This is a genomic window from Halodesulfovibrio marinisediminis DSM 17456 (assembly GCF_900129975.1).
Taxonomy (GTDB): domain Bacteria; phylum Desulfobacterota; class Desulfovibrionia; order Desulfovibrionales; family Desulfovibrionaceae; genus Halodesulfovibrio; species Halodesulfovibrio marinisediminis.
In genome coordinates, this window is record NZ_FSRG01000005.1 from 250355 (window position 1) to 272098 (window position 21744).

The 21744-nt window shown below is 43.9% G+C and carries 16 protein-coding genes, 1 tRNA gene and 1 pseudogene; 14 read left to right on the forward strand and 4 right to left on the reverse strand.

Annotated elements, in window-relative coordinates:
- The first annotated feature begins 204 nt into the window (after positions 1 to 204).
- Positions 205 to 282: transfer RNA gene (locus tag BUR09_RS09080), tRNA-Glu, on the forward strand.
- 48 nt (positions 283 to 330) lie between these two features.
- Here the strand turns inward: BUR09_RS09080 and BUR09_RS09085 are convergent.
- The 3 genes from BUR09_RS09085 to BUR09_RS09095 all read right to left on the reverse strand — a co-directional run bounded on the left by BUR09_RS09085 (position 331) and on the right by BUR09_RS09095 (position 3103).
- The gene (locus BUR09_RS09085; protein WP_074216628.1) at positions 331 to 1500 is read right to left on the reverse strand and encodes a tyrosine-type recombinase/integrase; all 1170 of its coding nucleotides are present in this window, start codon (positions 1498 to 1500) and stop codon (positions 331 to 333) included.
- A 44-nt stretch (positions 1501 to 1544) separates the two neighbouring features.
- Positions 1545 to 1976 (reverse strand): helix-turn-helix transcriptional regulator, encoded by a 432-nt coding sequence (locus BUR09_RS09090; protein ID WP_139296795.1) that lies wholly within the window; start codon positions 1974 to 1976, stop codon positions 1545 to 1547.
- Positions 1977 to 2107: 131 nt separating this feature from the next.
- The gene (locus tag BUR09_RS09095; protein ID WP_322788054.1) at positions 2108 to 3103 is read right to left on the reverse strand and encodes a phage integrase N-terminal domain-containing protein; all 996 of its coding nucleotides are present in this window, start codon (positions 3101 to 3103) and stop codon (positions 2108 to 2110) included.
- A 1256-nt stretch (positions 3104 to 4359) separates the two neighbouring features.
- Between BUR09_RS09095 and BUR09_RS09100 the strand changes: the two genes are divergently transcribed.
- From BUR09_RS09100 to BUR09_RS09145, 9 genes and pseudogenes are all read left to right on the forward strand, one after another.
- Entirely contained in the window at positions 4360 to 7281 is a 2922-nt protein-coding gene (locus BUR09_RS09100) for an autotransporter domain-containing protein (protein WP_074216631.1), read from the forward strand.
- A gap of 768 nt (positions 7282 to 8049) precedes the next feature.
- Entirely contained in the window at positions 8050 to 9435 is a 1386-nt protein-coding gene (gene atpD / locus BUR09_RS09110; protein ID WP_074216632.1) for a F0F1 ATP synthase subunit beta, read from the forward strand.
- Positions 9435 to 9839: a F0F1 ATP synthase subunit epsilon gene (locus BUR09_RS09115; RefSeq protein ID WP_074216633.1), complete on the forward strand. Its 405-nt coding sequence runs from the start codon at positions 9435 to 9437 to the stop codon at positions 9837 to 9839. Before atpD ends, BUR09_RS09115 begins: the two co-directional genes overlap by 1 nt.
- A 4-nt stretch (positions 9840 to 9843) precedes the next feature.
- Complete coding sequence (locus tag BUR09_RS09120) at positions 9844 to 10113, forward strand: AtpZ/AtpI family protein (protein WP_074216634.1); 270 nt, start codon at positions 9844 to 9846, stop codon at positions 10111 to 10113.
- 42 nt (positions 10114 to 10155) lie between these two features.
- Positions 10156 to 10812: pseudogene (locus BUR09_RS09125) on the forward strand (F0F1 ATP synthase subunit A); the annotation flags it as partial.
- A complete protein-coding gene (locus tag BUR09_RS09130; RefSeq protein WP_074216636.1) occupies positions 10805 to 11071 on the forward strand; it encodes an ATP synthase subunit c family protein in 267 nt (88 codons plus the stop codon). The pseudogene BUR09_RS09125 and the gene BUR09_RS09130, both read left to right, overlap by 8 nt.
- A 50-nt stretch (positions 11072 to 11121) precedes the next feature.
- On the forward strand, positions 11122 to 11871 hold the full coding sequence (locus BUR09_RS09135; protein ID WP_074216637.1) for a F0F1 ATP synthase subunit delta: 750 nt from the start codon (positions 11122 to 11124) through the stop codon (positions 11869 to 11871).
- Positions 11858 to 13357, forward strand: a complete 1500-nt coding sequence (locus tag BUR09_RS09140; RefSeq protein WP_074216638.1) for a F0F1 ATP synthase subunit alpha — start codon at positions 11858 to 11860, stop codon at positions 13355 to 13357. Before BUR09_RS09135 ends, BUR09_RS09140 begins: the two co-directional genes overlap by 14 nt.
- Positions 13354 to 14196 carry a F0F1 ATP synthase subunit gamma gene (locus BUR09_RS09145; protein WP_074216639.1) on the forward strand — a complete coding sequence of 281 codons (843 nt, stop codon included), beginning with the start codon at positions 13354 to 13356 and terminating at the stop codon, positions 14194 to 14196. Before BUR09_RS09140 ends, BUR09_RS09145 begins: the two co-directional genes overlap by 4 nt.
- A gap of 66 nt (positions 14197 to 14262) precedes the next feature.
- Here the strand turns inward: BUR09_RS09145 and BUR09_RS09150 are convergent, their stop codons facing one another.
- Positions 14263 to 16767 carry a plasma-membrane proton-efflux P-type ATPase gene (locus BUR09_RS09150; RefSeq protein WP_074216640.1) on the reverse strand — a complete coding sequence of 835 codons (2505 nt, stop codon included), beginning with the start codon at positions 16765 to 16767 and terminating at the stop codon, positions 14263 to 14265.
- A 335-nt stretch (positions 16768 to 17102) separates the two neighbouring features.
- Between BUR09_RS09150 and gltS the strand changes: the two genes are divergently transcribed.
- The 4 genes from gltS (at position 17103) to panF (ending at position 21476) form a co-directional block, all read left to right on the forward strand.
- The gene (gene gltS, locus BUR09_RS09155) at positions 17103 to 18329 is read left to right on the forward strand and encodes a sodium/glutamate symporter (RefSeq protein WP_074216641.1); all 1227 of its coding nucleotides are present in this window, start codon (positions 17103 to 17105) and stop codon (positions 18327 to 18329) included.
- A gap of 364 nt (positions 18330 to 18693) precedes the next feature.
- Positions 18694 to 19371, forward strand: coding sequence for a DUF3313 domain-containing protein (locus BUR09_RS16975; protein WP_074216642.1), 678 nt, complete (start codon positions 18694 to 18696; stop codon positions 19369 to 19371).
- A gap of 300 nt (positions 19372 to 19671) precedes the next feature.
- Entirely contained in the window at positions 19672 to 19995 is a 324-nt protein-coding gene (locus tag BUR09_RS09165) for a YhdT family protein (protein WP_074216643.1), read from the forward strand.
- Positions 19992 to 21476 carry a sodium/pantothenate symporter gene (panF, locus tag BUR09_RS09170; protein WP_074216644.1) on the forward strand — a complete coding sequence of 495 codons (1485 nt, stop codon included), beginning with the start codon at positions 19992 to 19994 and terminating at the stop codon, positions 21474 to 21476. The genes BUR09_RS09165 and panF overlap by 4 nt, the downstream gene beginning before the upstream one ends.
- Positions 21477 to 21744 lie beyond the last annotated feature (268 nt).

Here is a 21744-nt window from a genome sequence, read left to right on the forward strand (position 1 = left end):
CGTTAGGGTTCATAGAATATATCGAATGGAAGTTGTATCGATATCCCCCTTCCTTGTCACTTTTAAGATAAGACTACCAGAGCACCATGGCAAGTAGTGAAGAAAAAATTTTTTAGAAAATAATTAAAAATTGAGTTGACAGTCGAGCGTGTTTTCCATAAATACCTTTTCGCACGTGAGGGAACTCACGAAGCACAAAGAAGCGTCCCCATCGTCTAGCCTGGCCCAGGACACCTGCCTTTCACGCAGGCGACGGGGGTTCAAATCCCCCTGGGGACGCCAAAGTAAATCAAGCACTTACATGCACATGTAAGTGCTTTTTTTGTTATATTACCCTGCAAGGTGTAAGCCCAAGGTGTAAGTTTTTGAATTTATATTTTTAGGCTGCGCTTGCATCATTCTTCTCTTCGCTATGCTGGCCATTGTTCTCGGCTTTTGATGTGATGAACTGAGAATACCTACAGCTTCATTCTTTCTGTACTGCTTTCGCAAGTATCTATCTGTCTGGTGGGTAGACCTATGTCTAAGCAGTTCTTTTACATCCATAAGACAAGCGCCGTTTGTATGAGCAAGTGTTCCTGCTAGTGCTCGAATACCGTGGACACCAAAAGGCTTTATTTCTGCTTCTGCACAAAGTCGTTTAAGCCACCGCATGTGAAGGCCTGCTTCAAGCTGTATTCCTGAAAAAACATGGGTACGCTTTCCACCTACCTGAAGTTTATATTCCTTAAGGCGCACAGCAAGTTCAGCCGCTAGCGGGATAAGATCGCAGCTTTCGATGCGGTCTTTCCTTTTTCGGGTTCGCAACCCGATTTGCTCACCCATAAACTTCACATCAGCCCATGTAAGGCGGCGCATTTCAACGCGCCTAGCGGCGGTCATGAGCAAAGTAAACAATACCAGATAGTGTTGTGGCTCATCGCTTTTTGCCGCCAGTTTCAATACCTTAAGCATATCTTCAAGCGGCGGCATGTAATGAGATTCTTCTTCTGTGGTAGCTGCCTTTGGTAGCCTGCAGAACGGGTTTACCTCTGGCATCTCTAGGTAATCAATGCCCCAGTTCCAGCTTGCTTTCAGATTCTTGATCTGCCTATCAACATTCTTCCCAGAATAATGCTGCTTGAGGATATTGAAGACATCTAGAATGTCTTTTTTGCGCACGTTAGAAATTAGCATTTCGGGCGCAACAACTTTGGTTTCAAAAAACCGTTTGAAGGCACGTTGTTTTTCTTTTGCCAGCTTGCAGTTTTCTTCTGTGAATGTGTTGAACGCATATTCCATATATAGTTCAGCCCATTCACCAACCCTCAATTCTTTAAAGCTGTTCTGCTTTGTTTCTGCCTCCTGATCGGCAAGTTCCAACTTTTTGCGTTCTTCGGTCTGCCACTGCAGGGCATCACGCTTGCGGTCAAAGTTTTTGGTTTTTCTATGTACTTTACCGTTACGATCTGTGTAATAAAGTTGTCCTTTCCATTTACCGTTTTTCATTTGAAACGCCATATAGTTACCTTTCTATGAAAAACTGCTTATTCCTACCTAAGATATTAGAACAAATCGAACTTTGAATGCAACTTCTTTCTACGATGAGTCTTTTTAACTGCAGCTGCTTCTTCAGAAGGACTTTCTGAAGACTGCTTTTTTTGTAAGTTGATATATGCATCAACCTTATCTTCTGGAAATCGTAGTGCCCTTTTCGCAATGTAAAATGCACCAAGTTTTTCTTTCATATCCTGTCGCCTAACAAGGCTTTCTGAACAATTTAATAATGCTGCGACTTCTTTTGTTGTTAAGTTCTTAGGTTCGGCCATAAACAGTTTTCGTACCTTTGTTGCCCTTTTTTTATGCAGGTGGACAACTTTGCCCTGCTTTTTAATAAACTCCTTTGACAACGGTGACGGGGTTCTCGCCTCCAAAACAAAATTGTTTAAATGAACCCCAACCAATGAGCATAGATTACTTTTTCTTGTTACTTTCAAGGGTAAAACTTAAAAAAAGATGCTTTTGTCTTTAGTGTCTTGAAATATATGTAAATAAAATTTCAATTTACCCTGACACGGCATGTTAGAAATAATAAATTGCAGTATGTCAGCTTAAAATATTTACAAATTTATCCATGAATGGTGCCAAGATATGTTGCTGTGATTTCGCCACGGTTGTGCCCTAATTCATGGGCAAGAATATTGATTGCTTGGTCATGTGTGTTGCGCCAAGTGTCACCGTGCTGCTGATATGCTGCTTCACGGTAATCCGAAGGTGACATGTAAAGGCAGGGAGCGGCTAAGTTCGTTAGTTCCTTGTAGCGGGCTTGGGCGTATGCATGCCGAAGACCATGTAAGGAAGCGCCACATGTTCTAATGCATAGCCCCATTCGGCCAACAATCTTATAGACGTATTTTTCCCATGATCCCTCTGACACATCATCAGGCCAGCTGTTGCCATTTTTCCCGATAAGGGGTGCCAGTCCCTTAACGGCATCGATTTGTTTTTGGGAAGGGTTGTGCAGGATGCGGTCTCGCCCCCCTTTGGTGCCTGCAGATATATAGATGCGACCATCAGGAAGTAGTGCGGTTGCTGGATTAATTTTTCGCGCTTCTTCATGGCGTAATCCCAGTTCGCGCATTACGGTTAGTTGACGTCCAATTCTTTGAAATCGTTCTGATCCTGACAGGAGTTGGTCAAGGACCGCACGGTAGACAATCTCGGGTACTGCTTTTGATTGTGTTGTAATATAGCAGCGTTTTCCTATTCCAAATTCACTATTGTTTTCGTGTATCCTTTCATTACCGTATGCACGACACATTTGGCGTACGCTTGATAGGTACGATTTGATGGTGGATACTGCTAGACCCTGTTGCTGCCAATCGTCTACGACAACTCCCACGTGCCGATTCGAGATGTTTTTCCAATGTTGTACTCGGTAACCCAACTGATGAAGTCGCTTCGCGAATCTTATGGATTGTCCTCGATTGTTGTATCGTGTTTTCCCTGATCCAGTTAGGCGTGCTATCTTTGCTCCGTATAGTAGTTTGTTTTTACTCATTAAAAAGTCCTTTTTATTTTCCCTATACTGCATTGCAGGAGCGAATGTTAGGCCGTGAATCATTTTTTTTGATATAAAAGCAAAAAGGCCATGCAAATAGATTGCATGGCCTTTTTTATTGTTCTGACATTGAATTTAAAAATTGATAATAAGCTGCCCGTAGTTATCCTGTTGGATCAAAATACTTACTTTAATAACGTAAGTAGATAATAAAATTTCCCTATATATATCACCACACCATATTTACTACTATTGCGTGCTGTGTGGCAGCAACAACACAGCCATTAATGTTCAATCCGATAGCCACAGCGGTGTATGCACCGTGTATATTCGTGGCCAAAAAACGCAATTTTATATGGACGTCCGTACTCTATTTACGAACGGGCAAGTGGGAAGAAATGAATAACGGCGAAAAGCCGTAAGTCGAGTGGTATATTCACCACCACACAATAAAATGTAGCATTCATAAGCGGTCAGCTGGTAGATCGCCCTCTGTCTGTTTCGCTTTGAAACAGACAGAGCGAATATGTGTCCTGTGAAAAGGACGCCCCCTAAGTTAAAAAAAGATTTTTGCAGATAACAACTGTTACGCTGCATGGAACCTGACATCAGCCGCTAAAAAGCACGTGGAAACAGGCACCGTTATTACTGGTCCTATACAACATCGCTAACGCAATTGTAAGATCTGAAGAAAATATTTCACTTCAGTGCATGCGTTAGAAATTTAATCCCAACAGAAATGTTTGTAGTGATAATGACATAACCACCTTAAGGAAAAGAAATTGACAGAACCTCATCTGTTATTTGTTTTTCCATTGTGAGAAAAATATGAATTATGCGTTGTAGAAGTTTTGCAGTGTGTTCCTGATTATATGAAGTTGGTTCAGGGAAATCGAATTGAAATTGTTTACCAATTACTGAGTTATGGGGTGGTTTCACCAGACAGTTTGTGTCCGGCGACTTCATTTGTAACTAGTCATCTGCAGGAGAAAAAGATCATTTGGAAATGATAAAACGACGCTGGATGCTTGGGTAGCTGTAATGTCAGGGGTGAGATGGCTTTCAAAAGTCCATGGCAGCAAATTTTTCTGGCGTATGCCAATGAATTGTGGGGAGTCAAAATTATTTTGCAAGACGCATTGAAGGTAAACGGAACGAACTTGCGTATGATTACATTTTGTAATCAGATTGATATAAAAATAATATCACTTTTTTTATCACGCTCTGTATAACGGTAAGTACTCATTTTTTTAAAGGTATCTACAATGCTAGCTAGTTATAAACAACAATGCTGAAAATAACTTACCGGAGGGAGTCGTATGCAACACGCTATGACCATGCTAAAAACAACCGCATGGACAATAAAAAGCATCTTACTAGTTATAGCACTCATAAGCAGTTACCCGATTAGTGCAACAGCTGCGGTTGCTGACCAACATGTCACAGATCCATTCGACCCTCCGGCGTATGCAAAAGAAATTACGGAACCATATACAACCAGTACAAATTACTGGGGACTATTCTTTGATAACCAAGGGGCTGATGCTCCAAAATCGTATAAAATTGCGTCATCCATTGCGTATGATGAACTGTCACTCGATGAAAATAATACCACCCTTTATGGTATCCAGAACCAGTTCTTAAATATGGCCCTTGATGTCAGTAAGTGTATACAGATAACAGCAACTGGAGCTGGAACCACCACAAGCGGAACCGTAAGCCTAATTGGAATCGACTCGGTAGCTGATATTACAACTTCTTCAGATGCATCAATGGTAATCATCGGTAAGGGGGCAGATGCACAGGGTGCTGGGGGGATTACTGTGCCAGCTGTTCATGCAATTGTGAAAGGCATACAAACAACTGGAGATGGGGCAAGACTTACACTAAATGGTAATATAACCGTAGAAGCACATGGTGGATGCAGCGAAACCGAAGGCTATGCGGAAACCAATGCACAGGCCACTGGGATTCTGCATGCCGGTAGTTCTGGCGAAATCATAAACTCTGGCACTCTTAACGTTAAAGCTTATGGTGGAACATCAACAAAACGAAAAGCGAATGCAAGAGCATGCGGCATAGAGTCTACTGGTTCTAGCATGCGTATTACCAATAGAGGAAATATCCATGTAGATGGCAGAGGGGGTAACACTACATCTTCAAAAACAGATGCTCACGCTGGAGTTGAGGCGTATGGGATTAGCGGAAAAAGTGACGTTGTCAATTACGGGGACATTTCTGTATATGCAAAAAGTGGTTCCGGACAGACATCCATCACTGATATAGTTGGTATACAGGGTGCAACTATTGAAAACCACGGGAATGTTATTGTTAAGAGCGTAAGTGGGACAAGCAATAATTTTTCTGCAAGTGATTCGGTTTCTGGATTGTCTAGTACTGGAAGTATTATTAACAAAGGAAGGGTTATTGTTTTTTCAAAAGGTGGAAGAACGTTGGCATTCGGCTTAACAAAACCTATAAATCTGTTTGTCCTAGGGCTTCAGTCTGGTGAAGGTCGCTTTGAAAACACAGGCGATATTACTCTGACTGCTATTGGAGACAGCTGTGACGCTACTACAGTTATCGCCTACCAAATTGGTACTATTGGATATGGCGTTGCAACTTCTGCCTCGAGTATTGTGAATAGCGGAACAATAGATGTCCATGTAGTTGGTGGGGCATATAATGTAGATAATGGCGGCGCTCCTACTCCTGCTGATGCCATTGGCATTGTGGCCCGTAATGATGCAACATTACACTCTTCAGGTTTAATCCGTGTCGCCGCTGAAATGAATCCATCAATCACAGCGTCTATCGCCCCCGAAGAGCAGCAACTTTCTGCATGCCAGGTTAAGACTGAAGGACATTTAAAGATTACTGGGTATGCCATGGAACTTGGACATGACCAAGATGAATTCAACCATATGTATCAAGGAACAATCAGCTCTGGAACTAGTGGCTCTGTAACCTTCGATAATGCAAAGCTGTATCTGTACCTGACAGATGATTACAAAAACGGTGTATACGACATCCCGAGACTGTGGAAGCAGGAAACAGAAGACCAGAAAGCGGCAAACCCTAACCAGTTTGCATCACTTAAATCAGTAAATGTTCCTCCGGGGGTTAAGGCTAAGTTATTCTCCGGCAGTGCGGCAGTGCCACAGCGTATTGGGCTGAGCTATGAGCCTAAGGTATCAACGCCACTTAAACAGGCTTTGATAAGCATGGAGCTGGAAAACCAGATTCAGTCTATTATACATGATGATCTTGCCGGGCGCATGATGTTCAGTGTTCTCCCAGACGCGACGCCGCAACAAAGTGATAGCCCTGATGGGTACGGTGTTTCAAGCGCCTCCTCCACCATGGTTGCTTCTCTTTCAAATCCAAACATTCTTCCTGTAATGACTGCCAAGCAGACTAATCGTCACTCGCTATTTATGCGCCCTGTGTATGTTAACTCCAATGACTCGGCTAGCTCCGGTTACGACAGTAATACCTATGGCTTTGTATTGGGGTATAACTATAATGTGAACGAGGAGCTTAATAACTGCTACGTAGGTTTCCATGCAGGATACACACGGGGCGATATCCGATACACCGGAGAGGATTACGGAAAACGAAAAGAGTTTGTGGATACCTTTTATGGCGGTGTTCACGGCATTAAACGTTTCAATAGCAATGTACTACTTTCAGGCGAGGCTTCCTTCTTCTACGTTGATAGCGATATGACGGATGATAATCCAACTAACCGTGAAACCGCACGCTATGACTCCGTGAGCATCCGCGCCGAAGCTGACCTTGGATACCTTTGGACGATAAACGGATATAATATTATTCCTGAAGTGGGACTGCAATACGTATGGCAGCACCGCGATCCGTTCACCACAGATAATATCGATTCAGCAGACATTACCTACGGCACCATGGATAACCATGAACTTTATGGTAATGCTCGCCTGAAGTGGACAAAACAGTTTGTTGCGGCTGGAGATTGGCGCATTACCCCGCTCGTTGGCGTAGGCATTACACAAGTCCTCACAGATGGGGAGATTTCCAATACGATGCGTCTTGGCAATGAAACCCAGCTTGTAGTCGATCAGGATGAAAATACAACCTTCACACCGGAAGCAAACATCACAGTAGCCAAAGATAACTACTACGCCACAGCAGGCTACACTGGCGGCTTTGGTGGAACAACAAAAAACAACCTGTTCTGGCTTCAGCTTGGTGTATCATTTTAAATTATTGAGTTAGGTGAGCGACGATTTGAAACATCTGACTGTCAATATAAGCTTTGATGGATTTTGAAAGGTGTAAATCAGGTGTAAATTTATATGATTTTTATTTCGCTAATGCTTTTGATGCTTCTGGATAAGTCTTGTAAATAAAGGAATAAGCAGTTCTTATTAGATTATACACCTGCCTTTCACGCAGGCGACGGGGGTTCAAATCCCCCTGGGGACGCCAAAGCAATTTAAGCTCTTACACGAAAGTGTAAGAGCTTTTTTTGTTTTGCTCTGCAAATACGATGCGTTTTATAAGCTGGATGCTTCAGCATCAGAATATTTTCGCAACGTTTCCTTCCTTTTTATTTTCTTTATGCACTGGACTGCTACTCTGATGTTTTCTGCTGTTGCGGGTAAATGACAAATTATATCCGTTCTGAATGACTTTGTTTTGTAGCACAAAGCTTCCAGTTTTCGATTGTGTTTAAGCTATATTGTTATGCCAGTCTCTCGATATCCCTTCCTTTTTGATTGATGTTATTAAAACAGCAATACCTAACAGTACTAATGAAGCAGTCAATGTAAGCATGGTATAAGAATCAAAGTATCGTGCCATGATAGCTCTGCTTATAGTGTTCGCCTAAATTTCACTGCTTAGCGGCAACAAGTTAAGACAACTAGATTGAATAATACGACTTCAGACCAGAGCTGTTTGGAGTAGTTACGCTCATAGTATGAGCACTAATTTTTGTTAAAAGCACCGTAGTCTTTGCTGAGGTTCAAATGGTTGAAGCAGAAAGGAAGCAAGTACCTATTGGAGTCATCACAGAGATTCACGGTCCTGTGGCGGTTATCGATTGTGATACGTTGCCGCCCTTGCATCAGGCCCTATGCGCTAACTTTGAAAATGAAACTTATTTGTTCGAAGTCCACCAGCATATAGATAAGCGTCGCATTCGTACGATCATTTTAAATAGAAGCGCTTCGCTACATAGGGGAGTACCAGTTTATAGTACTGGTGCTTCACTCCGTATTCCGGTTACCCCCGACTGCCTTGGACGTTTATTGAACATTTTCGGAGAGCCGTTGGACGGTGGCAGTGTGCTTCAAACGACAGAATTCCGTGATGTTCATAGTAAGCCAGCACCGATTCATGAATCCGTGGGGGTAGGCGACGTGCTGGAAACCGGTATTAAAGTCATTGATCTTCTTTGTCCTTTTATCAAAGGAGGTAAGACAGGGCTTTTCGGTGGGGCTGGAGTCGGCAAGACGGTTTTGATTATGGAGTTCATGCATTCGGTTGCTACACTGCATAAAGGTGTCTCTGTTTTTTCTGGAGTAGGTGAACGTATCCGTGAGGGACACGAGCTTTGGCATGCAATACGTGACGCCGGAGTCTTGGCGCAGACTTTGATGGTGTTTGGGCAGATGGATGAATCACCAGGAGTTCGTTTTCGTGTTGGACTCTCGGCACTAACGTATGCCGAATATCTGCGTGATGCTATGAAAAAAGATGTATTGTTTGTGATGGATAATATTTTCCGTTTCGTACAGGCAGGCAGTGAGATTTCCAGTCTTCTTGGACGAATGCCAGCAACGGTTGGGTACCAACCAACGTTGTCGACGGATGTTGCTGAGATGCAGGATCGCATACTTTCTAATCATAACGGAACAATCACGTCTGTTCAGGCGGTTTATGTACCAGCAGACGATATGGCTGATCCGGCAGTTAGCACTATCCTCAGTCATTTAGATAGCACTGTGATTCTGTCTCGCGCGCAAGCTGGCAAAGGTATTTACCCTGCGGTTGATGTTCTCCAGTCAAGCAACAAATTGATGGATCGCCATACGTTGGGTGATCGTCATTATGATGTTGCCGAAGGTGTACGAGAACATCTGGCTCGTTATCATGAGTTGGAAGACATTATTACTATGCTGGGCGTTGAGGAATTATCTGCAGCAGACCGCAAAATTATTATGCGGGCACGTAAGCTTCAACGCTATCTTACACAGCCTTTTTGGACGACGGCAGCACATACCGGTATCCCCGGTGTTTCGGTACCGCTTGAAGCCACTCTTGCGGATTGTGAGAAGTTTCTACGTGGTCATTATGATGAAGTCTCTGAAAAGCGCTGTTATATGCGCGGCGTTATGGGAGATTCAGTATAGTGAAAGCATTTATTTTAAGGCTGCAGGATGCAACTCATTCTGAAGAAATAGAAAGTGTGACCTCATTTATCGGTGAAGATGCTTCAGGGAGTTTTGGCTTACTTGCTGGTCATGCCCGTTTTATGACGGTTCTTTCGATAGGGATAGGGAGGTTCCGTATTGGTAAAGCTAGCTGGAAATTTGTAGCTGTGCCTAGTGGTATCCTCTACTTTCACAACAATATTCTTTCATTGTGTACTTACCGCTACCTGCTGGATGATGACTACATGCGCATAAGTCAGGCGTTACAGCAGCAATTGCTTGCAGAAGAAGTAAAATTAGAAACGGTTAAGGAAAGCCTTCATAATATGGAAGAGGAAGTGTTTAAGCGTTTATGGGAAATTGGTAAAAAGGAAATGGTTTGATGCCATGCCTAACCTTAATAGCTTGAAAGAAAAAATAGAGCGGCAGGCTAGCCGTATGAAGAAAGCAGAGCGAGAGCGCCCTACGCTCATTGGTCAGACAATTTACATTGGAACCTTGGGGCTATTGCTCGTGATCCCCGTTGTAGGTGGAGCCTATCTAGGTAATTGGCTGGATAGTATGATGGAAGGGTACTCCATTCGCTGGACGACAAGCTTAATTTTAGTGGGGGTAATAATTGGGGCTGTGAATGTATACTATTTTATCAAGGACTAGCGTTATGGATAAAGATAGCTCACGGACACAAGCCAATTTCAGGCTGGGGGCTGTATGCTTGATAATACAGTAGTTACCACATGGGTAATTATGGGCGTTTTATTGTTGTTCACTTGGCTGTTGTCGCGTCGATTACGTATTAAGCCAGGAAAGGTGCAGACGGCAGTTGAAGGCATCGTCGTCAGCATTGAGGAAGCTATTGCTGATATAGCGCCTCAACATGCCCGTAGGCTTGTTCCATTTATCGGTAGCCTTTGGATATTTCTTGTTATTGCCAACCTCAGTGGGCTTGTCCCGGGCGTACACTCTCCAACACGTGATCTATCAGCCACATCAGCGCTCGCTATTGTCGTATTTTTGTCTACACATTGGTACGGAATCCGTTTTCAAAGTCTTAAAAAGTACCTGATACACTATATCAAGCCCAGTCCAATTTTATTGCCGTTTCACCTTATCGCTGAGGTTACCCGCACAGTGGCATTAGCCATAAGATTGTTCGGAAATATGATGAGCTTGGAAATGGCAGCCTTGATGTTTTTGATGGTAGCGGGATTTCTGGCACCGGTACCTATTTTGATGCTGCATATAGTTGAAGCATTGGTTCAGGCTTACCTTTTTGGAATGCTAGCCCTTATTTATGTCGCTGGTGGCCTGCAATATCAACAAGAGCGGCAGAGAAAAGGAGACTCAAATGCATGAAATGTCAACTTTTGTCCTTATATCTACTGCTCTCGCAATAGTAGGTATTTCAATTGGCGTTATGCTGCCGGCACTTGCAATGGGCTGGGCCCTTACGCGGGCTATGGATGCATTAGCTCGTCAGCCTGAGGCAGAACGGGCTATCATGCGTACGCTCTTTATTGGCTTGGCTATGATTGAATCTCTCGCGATATATGTACTGGTTATCGTGCTGATTGTGCTGTTCCGAAATCCCTTGTTGGAATATCTTATTAAATAGCATTGGATGGAAAATTAAGCGGTGACCCATAATCGTTAAGGAGTGACGTTTTGGAGTTTAGCTGGACAACTTTCCTGTTCGAAATCATAAATTTTTTGGTTTTGATTTGGATTCTTAAGCATTTTCTTTTTAAACCGGTAATGGATGTCATTGATCGGCGCCATGCCAGTATTGAAGAGCAACTTGCGGAGTCGCAGCGGCTTAAAGATGAATCTGTTGCATTAAAAGAAGAGTATCAAGGTTGCTTAACTGATTGGGATCATGAATGTTTGTTGGCAAGAGCTGAGTTGATGAAGGAGCTTAATGCGGAGCGAATTTTAAAGACTAATCAGTTGAAAGAGATACTAGTGCAGGAAGCAGAAAAAGCGAAGGTTGCTGTATCCCGACAACGGATACAAGCTACTCGAGCGATAGAGTATCAGGCGTTGCAACAAAGCGCGCAGTTTGCCACCACCTTACTTCGCAAAGCTGCAGGACCAGAGCTGGAAGCGCGCTTGCTGGATATCTTATTGGACGATTTATCCAATTTATCTAGTAAGCGTATTGCTGTTCTTCGATTGCAGTGGGGAGAGTCGCCAGAATCCATTATGGTCACAAGTGCTTATCCAATATCTGAAGATAAACGGCAACGGCTGGAGAGCGTTCTGACAACGGTTACTGAATTAACTCTACCTGTGCATTATGATCAGACTCCTGAGTTGATAGCGGGGGTATGTATTACTATTGGAGCTTGGATTATGCATGCCAATGTACGGGATGACTTAAGAGGCTTTACGGGATTTGCCCATGTCGACCAATGAGTTCGAGCAACGCAGTCCTTTAGCACTGCAAGCTTTATGGCTTAGGGAATACAGGCCGGGCTTGCGTATTGCAGAGCGGGGAAATGTCCTTTCAGTGGGAGATGGAATCGCACGAGTCACAGGGCTTTCTTCTGCTGCTATGGAGGATATTTTAGAATTTGAAGACGGCAGTAGTGCAATGGTTTTTGATTTGACCAAAGATCAGGTAGGTGCCGTGTTATTGCATGAAACAGATATCCTGACAGCAGGAACTCCTGCCCACCTCAATGTTCGTCCGCTAAACATTCCTGTTGGCGATGGGTTACTCGGTCGAATTCTTAACCCACTGGGAATACCGTTAGATGGCGAAGCACCTCCAATAGTCTCCGCCTGGCAACCGTTAAACAGCCCATCACCCCCCATTGTCAGTCGTGACTTTGTTCATTCTCCTTTGTACTCAGGGAATAAGATTATTGATACAATGGTGCCAATAGGGAAGGGGCAGCGACAGCTACTCATAGGTGACGAGGGACTCGGCAGAAGTACTATCGCACTCGATACGTTGATTAACCAGCGAAGTAAAAATGTACGTTGTGTTTATGTGCTTATTGGTCAAAGGCGTTCTACAGTCGTTAATACCATTGAAATTTTACGTGAGTATGATGCGCTGGAATATACTACTGTGGTTGTTGCAGAAGCGAGCAATCTTCCCGGCTTACAACATCTTGCTCCTTTTTCCGGTTGTGCAATTGCCGAATACTGGATGCAGCAGGGGCATGATACGCTGGTTGTATATGATGATCTTAGCACCCACGCTAAAATATACCGCGAACTATCGTTGCTTTTGCGGCGACCTCCGGGACGAGAAGCGTATCCCGGCGATATTTTTTCAGTACATGCCCGCTTGTTGGAGCGAACTACTTGCCTGAGTCCGGCTCATGGTGGCGGTAGTATGACCGCACTGCCTATTGTTGAAACTCAGCAAGGGGAAATTGCCAGTTATATTCCTACCAACCTGATATCGATTACTGATGGACAGATATATCTGGACCGAGACCTGTTCAGTGGTGGATTTCGTCCGGCAATCGACATTGCTCGATCAGTTTCTCGTGTTGGCGGCCAAGCACAGCATCCTCGCATTAAGGAAGAAGCGGGGAGTATGAAGTTAAATTATTTGCAGTTCTTGGAGTTAGAGAGCTTCACCCGCTTTGGGGCTCGTCTTGAAGCGTCTATCGAAGCTGCTATTAAACGCGGACTGACATTGAGGGAGATCCTCAAGCAGGAACAATATTCTCCTTTCCATGAATTTTTTCAAATGGCATGGCTCGTAGCTTTTAATGACGGACATTTTGATAATGTTGAGAAAAAAGACATACACTTACTTCTTGATACATTAGAAGAACAGGTTGAGCATACCAGTTTAACACTTGATAGTCCTCGGGAACAGTGGAGCAGCGCGATAGCAGATTGGCTGTCATCCAGAGCTACTGAGGAGGATTCCTCATGACTCGACGTAAGGATTTGCAGCATTATCGCCATAGCTTGAGCGAGATAAGAAATATTCTAAATGCCATGAAAACATTAGCCTACATGGAAACCCGTAAGCTAAGCACATTTCTTGATTCTCAACACAGAGTTGTAGAAGGCATAACGGAAGTTGCTGCTGATTTTCTTAATTTTTATCCTGATACACTACCGATAGAAACGGATAGCACTCCGGTATATCTTTTGATTGGCACCCAAAGGGGATTCTGTGGTGACTTCAATCAGGCTGTGGTGCGTCATGTTGACTCAATTTTAACTATCCCTTCAAACAATTCCCCCCACTTAATTGTCATCGGGCATAAGCTATATAACCTATTGCCTGAAGAGACTTCATTTTATGCTCGAATCGATGGTGCCAGCGTGGTGGAAGAGGTGTCGGGTATTCTCGATCAAATAGTTCAAGCTCTAGTGGAGTTACAGGCAACACACCCGATGCTGAGTTTGTATAGCGTGTATCATAGTGAAGAGGAGGGGATTGTTACGGAAAAGCTATTACCGCCTTTTCAGAATGAGCAGCCTGAGATATCAGACTTTCTTGATCCACCAATGATCAATATACCTCCCAAAGAATTTATACTGGATGTAAGCGAGCAGTATCTTTTTGCTGCATTGCATGAATTGCTCTACACCTCGTTATTAGAGGAAAATCGTCGTCGCATGGTTCATCTTGAAGGAGCCATTAAGCATCTTGATGACTTATCGAATGAACTGACACAGCAATTCAATGTGCTGCGACGGGAAGAAATTATCGAAGAAATTGAAGTCATTTTGCTTAATACTGGTAGTCTTGATGATTTTTGAGCAAGTGATTGATTAAGGTTTTCTTAAGCCCTAGCCCTCCAGTGTAATAAAAGTATTCTCTATCGATCAGTCAGATCGGACCGTACCTCGCGCTTCTTGGGGCGCATGATGATGTGCGGATACGTTGAGACGGTTGAGGAAGCGTTTTTGGCGTGGACTTTCCAGTTTTAAGTGGTCGTAAATGATCAGTTTTGCCCAGTCTTCAATAAAAATCCAAATGATGCAGTAAGCCCAGATTAGTCCGATGTACTTCCAGGGTACGGCGGCCATGAACCAGCCCATCCCAACTATGAGGGTAGCTAGAAGCTTTGTGGCCAGAGCGGACCATATCATGGAAGCTGCAGGGAATGGTCTGCTCCAGAATGGCTTACGAGAACGAGCTACGAATAGGGTAAGGTGTCCGGCTACTGCCAGCTTAAGGAAGATGAAAGACTGGATTTGAGCTATGTCCAGCCCTAACCAGACCTTGGCAAGAATTAGCAAACCAAATGTTTCAATTACGCCGATTAGTCCCAGTGCCGTGGATACGGTCAGAACGCGCTTCATATCCCATTGCACAGGCTTAGGGTCCAGCCAGGTGTTGTCGTAGGCAATAGTCATGATGGGGACATCATTGAGCAGCGCAAGCAGGATGATCATGATGGCCGTGATCGGGTAGAAATTATAAACCAGAATAGCCAATACCACGAAGATCATAATGCGGATGGTTTCAGTGATACGGTAGATAGCGTAGGAATTCATGCGTTCGAAGATCATTCGAGCATGTTCAACAGCTTGAATAATGACGGACAGACCGGGAGCAGTAAGAACTAGATCAGCTGCCGCCCGAGCTGCGTCGGTGGCTCCAGATACGGCTACTCCCACGTCAGCCTGCTTCAGGGCGGGGGCGTCGTTGACACCGTCACCAGTCATGGCTGTAAGGTGCCCCCGATCTTGAAGAGCTTTAACAATGCCGAATTTGTGTTCGGGAAAAACCTGAGCGAATCCATCAGCAACCTCAATGCGCTGGCCTATATCTTGGCTGAGGTGTTGTACGTCTGCGTCTTTGTCAAAAAATGTTTCGGCTTCAATGATGTTGGTACCAAGTCCCAATTGCTTGGATGTCTCTCGTGCGATTGCCACGTTGTCACCGGTGATCATTTTTACTGCAATACCGTGTTGATAAGCTTGGGATATGGTTTCAGCAGAGTCTTCACGTGGTGGATCAAACAAAGACAATGTGCCTAGATATTCCCATGAATGATTTTCTCTGGATCGGGCAACCCCCAACGTTCGGAAGCCCTTGGTAGCAAAATCATCTACGTCTTTTAATGCCTTGGCTCTGTCAGCCTCGGCCAAGTCACTCAACCCGATGATTGTCTGTGGTGCACCTTTGGTGACCAGAAATGTTGTTTCGTCAGGCTTTTTAATTTCAGCCTCGGTACGTTTGCTTACAGGGTCAAAGGGGATAAATTTAGTTTGTTTGAATTCCTGAAGAGCGTCCGTATTAGTTAGTCCCGCTATGATAGCCAAATCAATGGCATCTCCGTTCTCTATTTTGCTGGCTAATGAGCTGGCTAGGAGTAACTCCTCGTTGTCCTTAGCCCCGAAGAGAACTGGATCACCCAACGTGAGTTTGTTTTGGGTTAAAGTACCTGTTTTGTCTGAGCACAAAATATTCATTCCAGCCATTTCTTCGATAGCTTCCAGACGGGAAACGATGGCGTTCATCTTGGATAAAGCCAAACCGCCCACGGCCATGGTTACTGAAAGAACGGCGGGCATTGCCACCGGAATGGCGGCGACAGTCAAGATCAATGCAAACTGAACGAGTTCAAGAGGTTTTTCTCCACGATCAAGACCTACAAGAATGAGCACAGCTACCATTCCAAGAGTAAGATATATTAGGTAGTTACCGATGGAGAGTACGGCTTTCTGAAAGTGGGATACTGTACCTGCAGACTCCACTAGCTTTGCTGTGCGTCCAAAAAAGGTGTTGGAACCAGTGCCGGAAACTACGGCAACCATCTCGCCTTGTTTTGCCACTGAACCGGAGTAAGCCGTGTCGCCTATAACTTTGGTGACCGGTAGAGATTCGCCAGTGAGGGCGGCTTGGTCTACGCTGAAAAAGTCTCCTTCTACAAGAACCACGTCTGCCGGAATGACGTCTCCTAAACGTAATCGAACGATATCGCCGGGTACCAGATTTTCAGCCTCTATCTCTCCCCACTTTTTGTCCCGTAATGCTCGTGCCTTGAGGGCTAGTTGGCTTTTTAGGGCCTCCAGAGCATTTGAGGCCTTGTGTTCTTCAAAGAATCCGATAGCGGCGTTGAATAGTAGCAGTACGACGATAATTATGAAGTCTGCCCAGTGTCCTACAATCGCAGACAGCACTGCGGCTACTTCGATCATCCATGGGATTGGTCCCCAGAAGAAGCTTAAAAGCTTGAGTAAAGGATTGACCTTTTTTTCAACTAAGGAGTTTGGTCCGTATTGCTCTAGCCTTTTTTGGACTTCGTTCGATGTTAGCCCGTCCATGGATGAGGATAGTTCAGAAAAGACCTGCTCTACGCTTTTATGTTCTTCCGTCATGACGCCCTCGCAAGTTGCAGACGATAAAATGGATCTACAATGAATTTTGACCAACACTATTCATATCAAAAATGCATGGTGAAAGCATTGAGTTGAGGCAGATTAGTGTGAAAAGATAATTCGAGGTCAATGGTAAGGGGCTGTAGTGGTTCAGATTGCTATTCACGAAGATGAAGTATTAAGGGGAAAATACTTGGGACGTTTTTTTTTGATATGGTAACGTTGTGAACTGGTTAATTTTATTCTTGATAGTATTCTGAAGGTAATTTGCAGTTGTTGAAATATGTTAATGTTAGCTCAATTAATTAATTAATAAACGCGACAGGATGTGCTTAATGCCTATTGTTGACGGTGTACTTAATATTAACGCTTTTATCTCTGTAACTTTGGGCATCATCGTTCTTTTTGTAGGGAAACGACTTAATGACGCCATCCCATTTTTACGGGACTTCAGCATTCCTGAGGCTGTTACCGGAGGTTTACTTTTTTCATTCTTGGTTGCCTTGATCCATTTTTTTCTTGGAATTTCTGTTGAGTTTGATCTTTCTGCAAGAGACATCTTGTTAATTTATTTTTTTACAACCATTGGGTTGAACGCCAAGTTGAAGGATTTGCTTGATGGGGGAAAGAAGCTCATCATTCTTTTGGGGATCACATTGTCCTACATGATCATCCAAAACTTCACAGGAATTTCGGTGTCCTCAATCTTTGGCTTACCCACTCCGGTAGGGTTGCTCGGCGGCACTGTTTCATTAATCGGTGGGCACGGTACAGCCATCGCCTGGGCACCTAGGATTGCGGATAACTATGGTGTTCGTAATGCAATGGAAATAGGGATTGCCTGTGCAACGTTTGGTCTTGTTTTGGCAAGTTTAATGGGCGGGCCTGTCGCAAAGTTTCTGATTAGTCGGCATAATCTTGAACCTGAAGAAGCAGGTGCTCCTGATATCGGTTTTTCAGAAGATGATGGACGAAAAGACATTGGCCATCTTGATTTTCTTGATGCCTTATTAGCCTTACAATTGGCAGGAATACTAGGATATGTGCTAAATGAAGCTGTCGAAGAGACAGGGCTTCAGTTGCCCCTTTTTGTTACCTGTATGTTTGGCGGTATTATTCTTTCGAACATAATTCCAGAAAATATGCCGCGATTAATAACGGGGACTAGGTGGCCCAGTCGTACTCCTGCAATGGCTTTAATCGCTGATGTTACTTTGGGTACATTTTTGGCAATGTCGTTGATGAGTATGCAGCTTTGGACTCTGATTGATCTTGCCGGGCCAATAATTACAATTCTGATGGCCCAATTTGTAGTCACTGTCGCAATTAATATTCTGATAGTTTTCCCGTCGATGGGTAAGGACTATAATGCAGCGGTTATTTCAGCAGGATTTGGAGGGTTTTCGCTTGGTGCCACCCCGACAGCTATGGCCAATATGGCTGCAGTTACACAACGTTACGGTCCTTCGCATATAGCCTTTGTCGTTGTGCCTCTGGTCGGTTCGTTTTTCATTGATATTGCGAATGCCTTCATCATCCCATTCTTTCTTACAAAATTTTAGTGGCTCCAACAGCTTGCTTAAATTCCAGTAATGTTCTTAAGCAAAGATAACCGGAATATTCATTAGTGAATTAATATAGAACAAAAAAGCTCTTACACGAAAGTGTAAGAGCTTTTTTTGCTCTATGAGGCAATGATGTGTCCAATCGTTCTTTATTTCATAGTATCCTTTGCTTTCGCTGCTGTTTCTAAAAGAATTGTGGGAGTTATCAACTCGATAATAAAATGAGTCGAGTACATATTTATGCTACACATATGGGAGTAATTCCAACGTAATTTATGATGCTTTTTTGTTTGAAATTCCATTAATCATGAAGTCCGGTACGGTAACACTGGATAACGTTGTAAATGGGGAGTTGTACCATATGAAAAAAATGTTTGTAATTCTTATAGCTGTCTTCATGCTTGCTGGTTGTTCATCGCGTCAGCCATCTTCTGGTTTTTTAGGTGAACAAACCAAGTATGCAGAGCTTCAGGAAGACCCTACTCTTGAGAATGCGAAAGTGTGGCGTAAGCCTGGAGTGGGCAGGATCGTCGATAACTACGACGCAGTTATTGTGGCGCCTGTTGAACTCTGGTTGCCTCAGGAGACAATTGAAAATAGCAATATTTCTCTTGAAGAGCTGCAGATGCTTGCACAGTTCTTCCATGATGCACTGGTGAGAGAATTGAGCAAGGTTACAAAGGTCGTCGATAAACCGGGGCCAAGAGTACTCCGCATCGAGCTTGCAATAACATACGTAAAAGAAACAGATAAAGTGATGAACGCGATTACGTCTGTAGTGCCTGTTGGTGTAGTTGTTTCGTATACTTCACGTGCTGTGACAGGAAAACATACGAATGTAGGCGAAATTGCAATTGAAGCAATTGGTCGTGATTCAATGAGCGGTGAAGTAGTAGGAATGTACTCTGACGTAAAGAGTGGTGGTAAGTATTCTTCTGCTAATTACGAGAGATTGGGACAGGCAAAGAGTGCTATTGATGAGTGGGCAGAGACTATGCGTAAGCGCTTCGAAGAAAGAGCAAGACAAAACGCAAAATAACTGGTTGTAATCAAAAGCTCTTACACGAAAGTGTGAGAGCTTTTTTTTGTTTCAGAACTAGATGGAAAAGCCGGAAATTGTCTGTTGATAAAAATATGAGAAGAAAATTGGGAAACAATGCCCCATCGCTTGTTTTCTGGATTGCTTTAGGGCAGAAGGCTGCAAGCGAGTGACGGTATGATTTTTTACTTTCAGACATCACTGTCTATTTATTACATGTTGTTATGCGTGTGATGGTGAGGGCTGGAGGGTGGCAAAATTATCGGGTTACGTATTTCAAATATTTTACAGGTGTATTGTATGAAAAAGCCGACACAGGACTGGCGTTTTGCTCAGGCCAACAAGGAAGCTTTGCTATCTTTGGGGGCCTACGCTCTGTACTTCATTTGGTGGTTCGTTTTCGGATACGGAATGGGTGACGGAGATCCGGAGCAGTATTCTTATGTTTGGGGCATGCCAGAGTGGTTCTTTTATAGCTGTATCGTTGGATATCCTTTGATTACTGTCTTTCTTTGGGGAGTTTTAAGGTTCTTTTTTAAAGAAGTGCCTCTTGATGATGAAGTTCCTGATACTGACGAGAACGAATTGACTTCCGCAGATTCCAATAAAGGAAACATTGCATGAGTAACGAGCTGATTACAATCATTCCTGTAGTGCTCTATCTGGCACTTTCTTTTGCGGTTGCGCTTTGGGCGCGTAACAAAGCGGCATCCAAATCTTCTCATGGTTTTATGGAAGACTACTTTATCGGTGGTCGTTCTATGGGCGGTTTTGTTCTCGCTATGACTATTATCGCGAGCTATACCAGTGCCAGCAGCTTTGTTGGTGGTCCTGGCGTTGCGTACCGATATGGGTTGAGTTGGGTATTCCTTGCAATGATTCAGGTTCCGACAACATTCCTCACCCTTGGTGTACTTGGAAAGCGTTTTGCTATCATTGCCCGTAAAACAAATTCCATGACAATTACGGACTTCTTACGTGCTCGCTATAAAAGTGATGCTGTAGTTATCCTTTGTTCTGTCGCGCTGCTCATTTTCTTTATGGCTGCCATGCTTGCTCAGTTTATCGGCGGAGCTCGACTTTTTCAGGCTGTGACCGGTTATCCATATATTGTTGGGCTGGTTTTATTTGGTATTACTGTTGTGCTGTACACTGCGGTGGGTGGCTTCCGTGCGGTAGTTATTACGGACGCCATTCAGGGGATCATTATGGTTGTGGCTGTTGTTGTTATCCTGCTGGCAATTATCAATGCAGGTGGTGGGATGGAACAGTGCATGACTACGCTTAAAGGCATTGATTCCGGCCTTATTACACCTACAGGGCCAAATAATGTTGTCTCTCAGCCGTTTGTCCTTTCTTTCTGGATTCTTGTCGGGTTGGGTATTCTCGGCTTGCCGCAGACCACACAGCGCTGCATGGGCTACAAAGACTCCCGTGCAATGCATGACGCAATGGTGATCGGAACCCTTCTCATTGGATTTATTATTCTTTGCGCGCACCTTTCTGGTGCGTTGGGACGCGCTATTCTGCCAGAACTTCCAGCAGGTGACCTTGCTATGCCATCCCTGATTATGGAATTGCTTTCACCGTTCTGGGCAGGGGTGTTTATTGCAGGACCGCTTGCGGCAATTATGTCTACTGTGGACTCTATGCTTCTGCTCGTTTCTGCTGCGATCATTAAAGATTTGTACGTGCATTACAGGTTGCATGGTGATGCATCTCAGATGCCGTCCATTAATATTCAGCGTATGAGTCTTATGTGTACGGCAGTTATCGGTATGCTGGTCTTCTTTGCTGCGATTCAGCCACCAGATTTGCTCGTATGGATTAACCTTTTTGCATTTGGTGGGTTGGAAGCTGTATTCCTGTGGCCGATCATTTTAGGACTCTACTGGAAACGTGCAAACGCAACAGGTGCCGTGTTTTCTATTCTTGTTGGTGTTGCTACCTTTATTTCAATCAGTATTATGAAACCTGATATGGGTGGTATACACGCTATTGTGCCGACGACAGTAGTGGCGTTGTGCGCTTTTGTGGCAGGTTCCTATGCAGGGCGTGCCCCTAGTGACAAGGTAGTTGCTTTGTTCTGGGGAGAACAACGTTAGTTATCCCTTTTACAACACTTTTCTATGACTGGCTGGTAGATGCCGTCAGAATGAAAAGCTGTTTCGTAGATGAAAGGCTCTTACATGAATATGTAAGAGCCTTTTTGTATGAATTGTAGCATTTCGTTGTTGCAATGCAAATGTCGTAACTGAGTGTAGTCCGTTTTTATGATAGAAAAAATATCTTGTTCACTGTTAACGCAAGAGTGTTTAGGGTATGGTGTTGCTATGCAGTACAGAGCTGTAGTTTTGTAATGACATTTTCTGG

What these genes read in the sequence shown, in the direction of transcription:
- BUR09_RS09085 (WP_074216628.1), bottom strand. Translation starts at nt 1,500, where the DNA reads ATGGCGTTTCAAATGAAAAACGGTAAATGGAAAGGACAACTTTATTAC.
- BUR09_RS09095 (WP_322788054.1), bottom strand. Translation starts at nt 3,103, where the DNA reads ATGATTCACGGCCTAACATTCGCTCCTGCAATGCAGTATAGGGAAAAT.
- BUR09_RS09100 (WP_074216631.1), top strand. Translation starts at nt 4,360, where the DNA reads ATGCAACACGCTATGACCATGCTAAAAACAACCGCATGGACAATAAAA.
- atpD (WP_074216632.1), top strand. Translation starts at nt 8,050, where the DNA reads ATGGTTGAAGCAGAAAGGAAGCAAGTACCTATTGGAGTCATCACAGAG.
- BUR09_RS09120 (WP_074216634.1), top strand. Translation starts at nt 9,844, where the DNA reads ATGCCTAACCTTAATAGCTTGAAAGAAAAAATAGAGCGGCAGGCTAGC.
- BUR09_RS09130 (WP_074216636.1), top strand. Translation starts at nt 10,805, where the DNA reads ATGCATGAAATGTCAACTTTTGTCCTTATATCTACTGCTCTCGCAATA.
- BUR09_RS09140 (WP_074216638.1), top strand. Translation starts at nt 11,858, where the DNA reads ATGTCGACCAATGAGTTCGAGCAACGCAGTCCTTTAGCACTGCAAGCT.
- BUR09_RS09145 (WP_074216639.1), top strand. Translation starts at nt 13,354, where the DNA reads ATGACTCGACGTAAGGATTTGCAGCATTATCGCCATAGCTTGAGCGAG.
- BUR09_RS09150 (WP_074216640.1), bottom strand. Translation starts at nt 16,767, where the DNA reads ATGACGGAAGAACATAAAAGCGTAGAGCAGGTCTTTTCTGAACTATCC.
- gltS (WP_074216641.1), top strand. Translation starts at nt 17,103, where the DNA reads ATGCCTATTGTTGACGGTGTACTTAATATTAACGCTTTTATCTCTGTA.
- BUR09_RS16975 (WP_074216642.1), top strand. Translation starts at nt 18,694, where the DNA reads ATGAAAAAAATGTTTGTAATTCTTATAGCTGTCTTCATGCTTGCTGGT.
- BUR09_RS09165 (WP_074216643.1), top strand. Translation starts at nt 19,672, where the DNA reads ATGAAAAAGCCGACACAGGACTGGCGTTTTGCTCAGGCCAACAAGGAA.
- panF (WP_074216644.1), top strand. Translation starts at nt 19,992, where the DNA reads ATGAGTAACGAGCTGATTACAATCATTCCTGTAGTGCTCTATCTGGCA.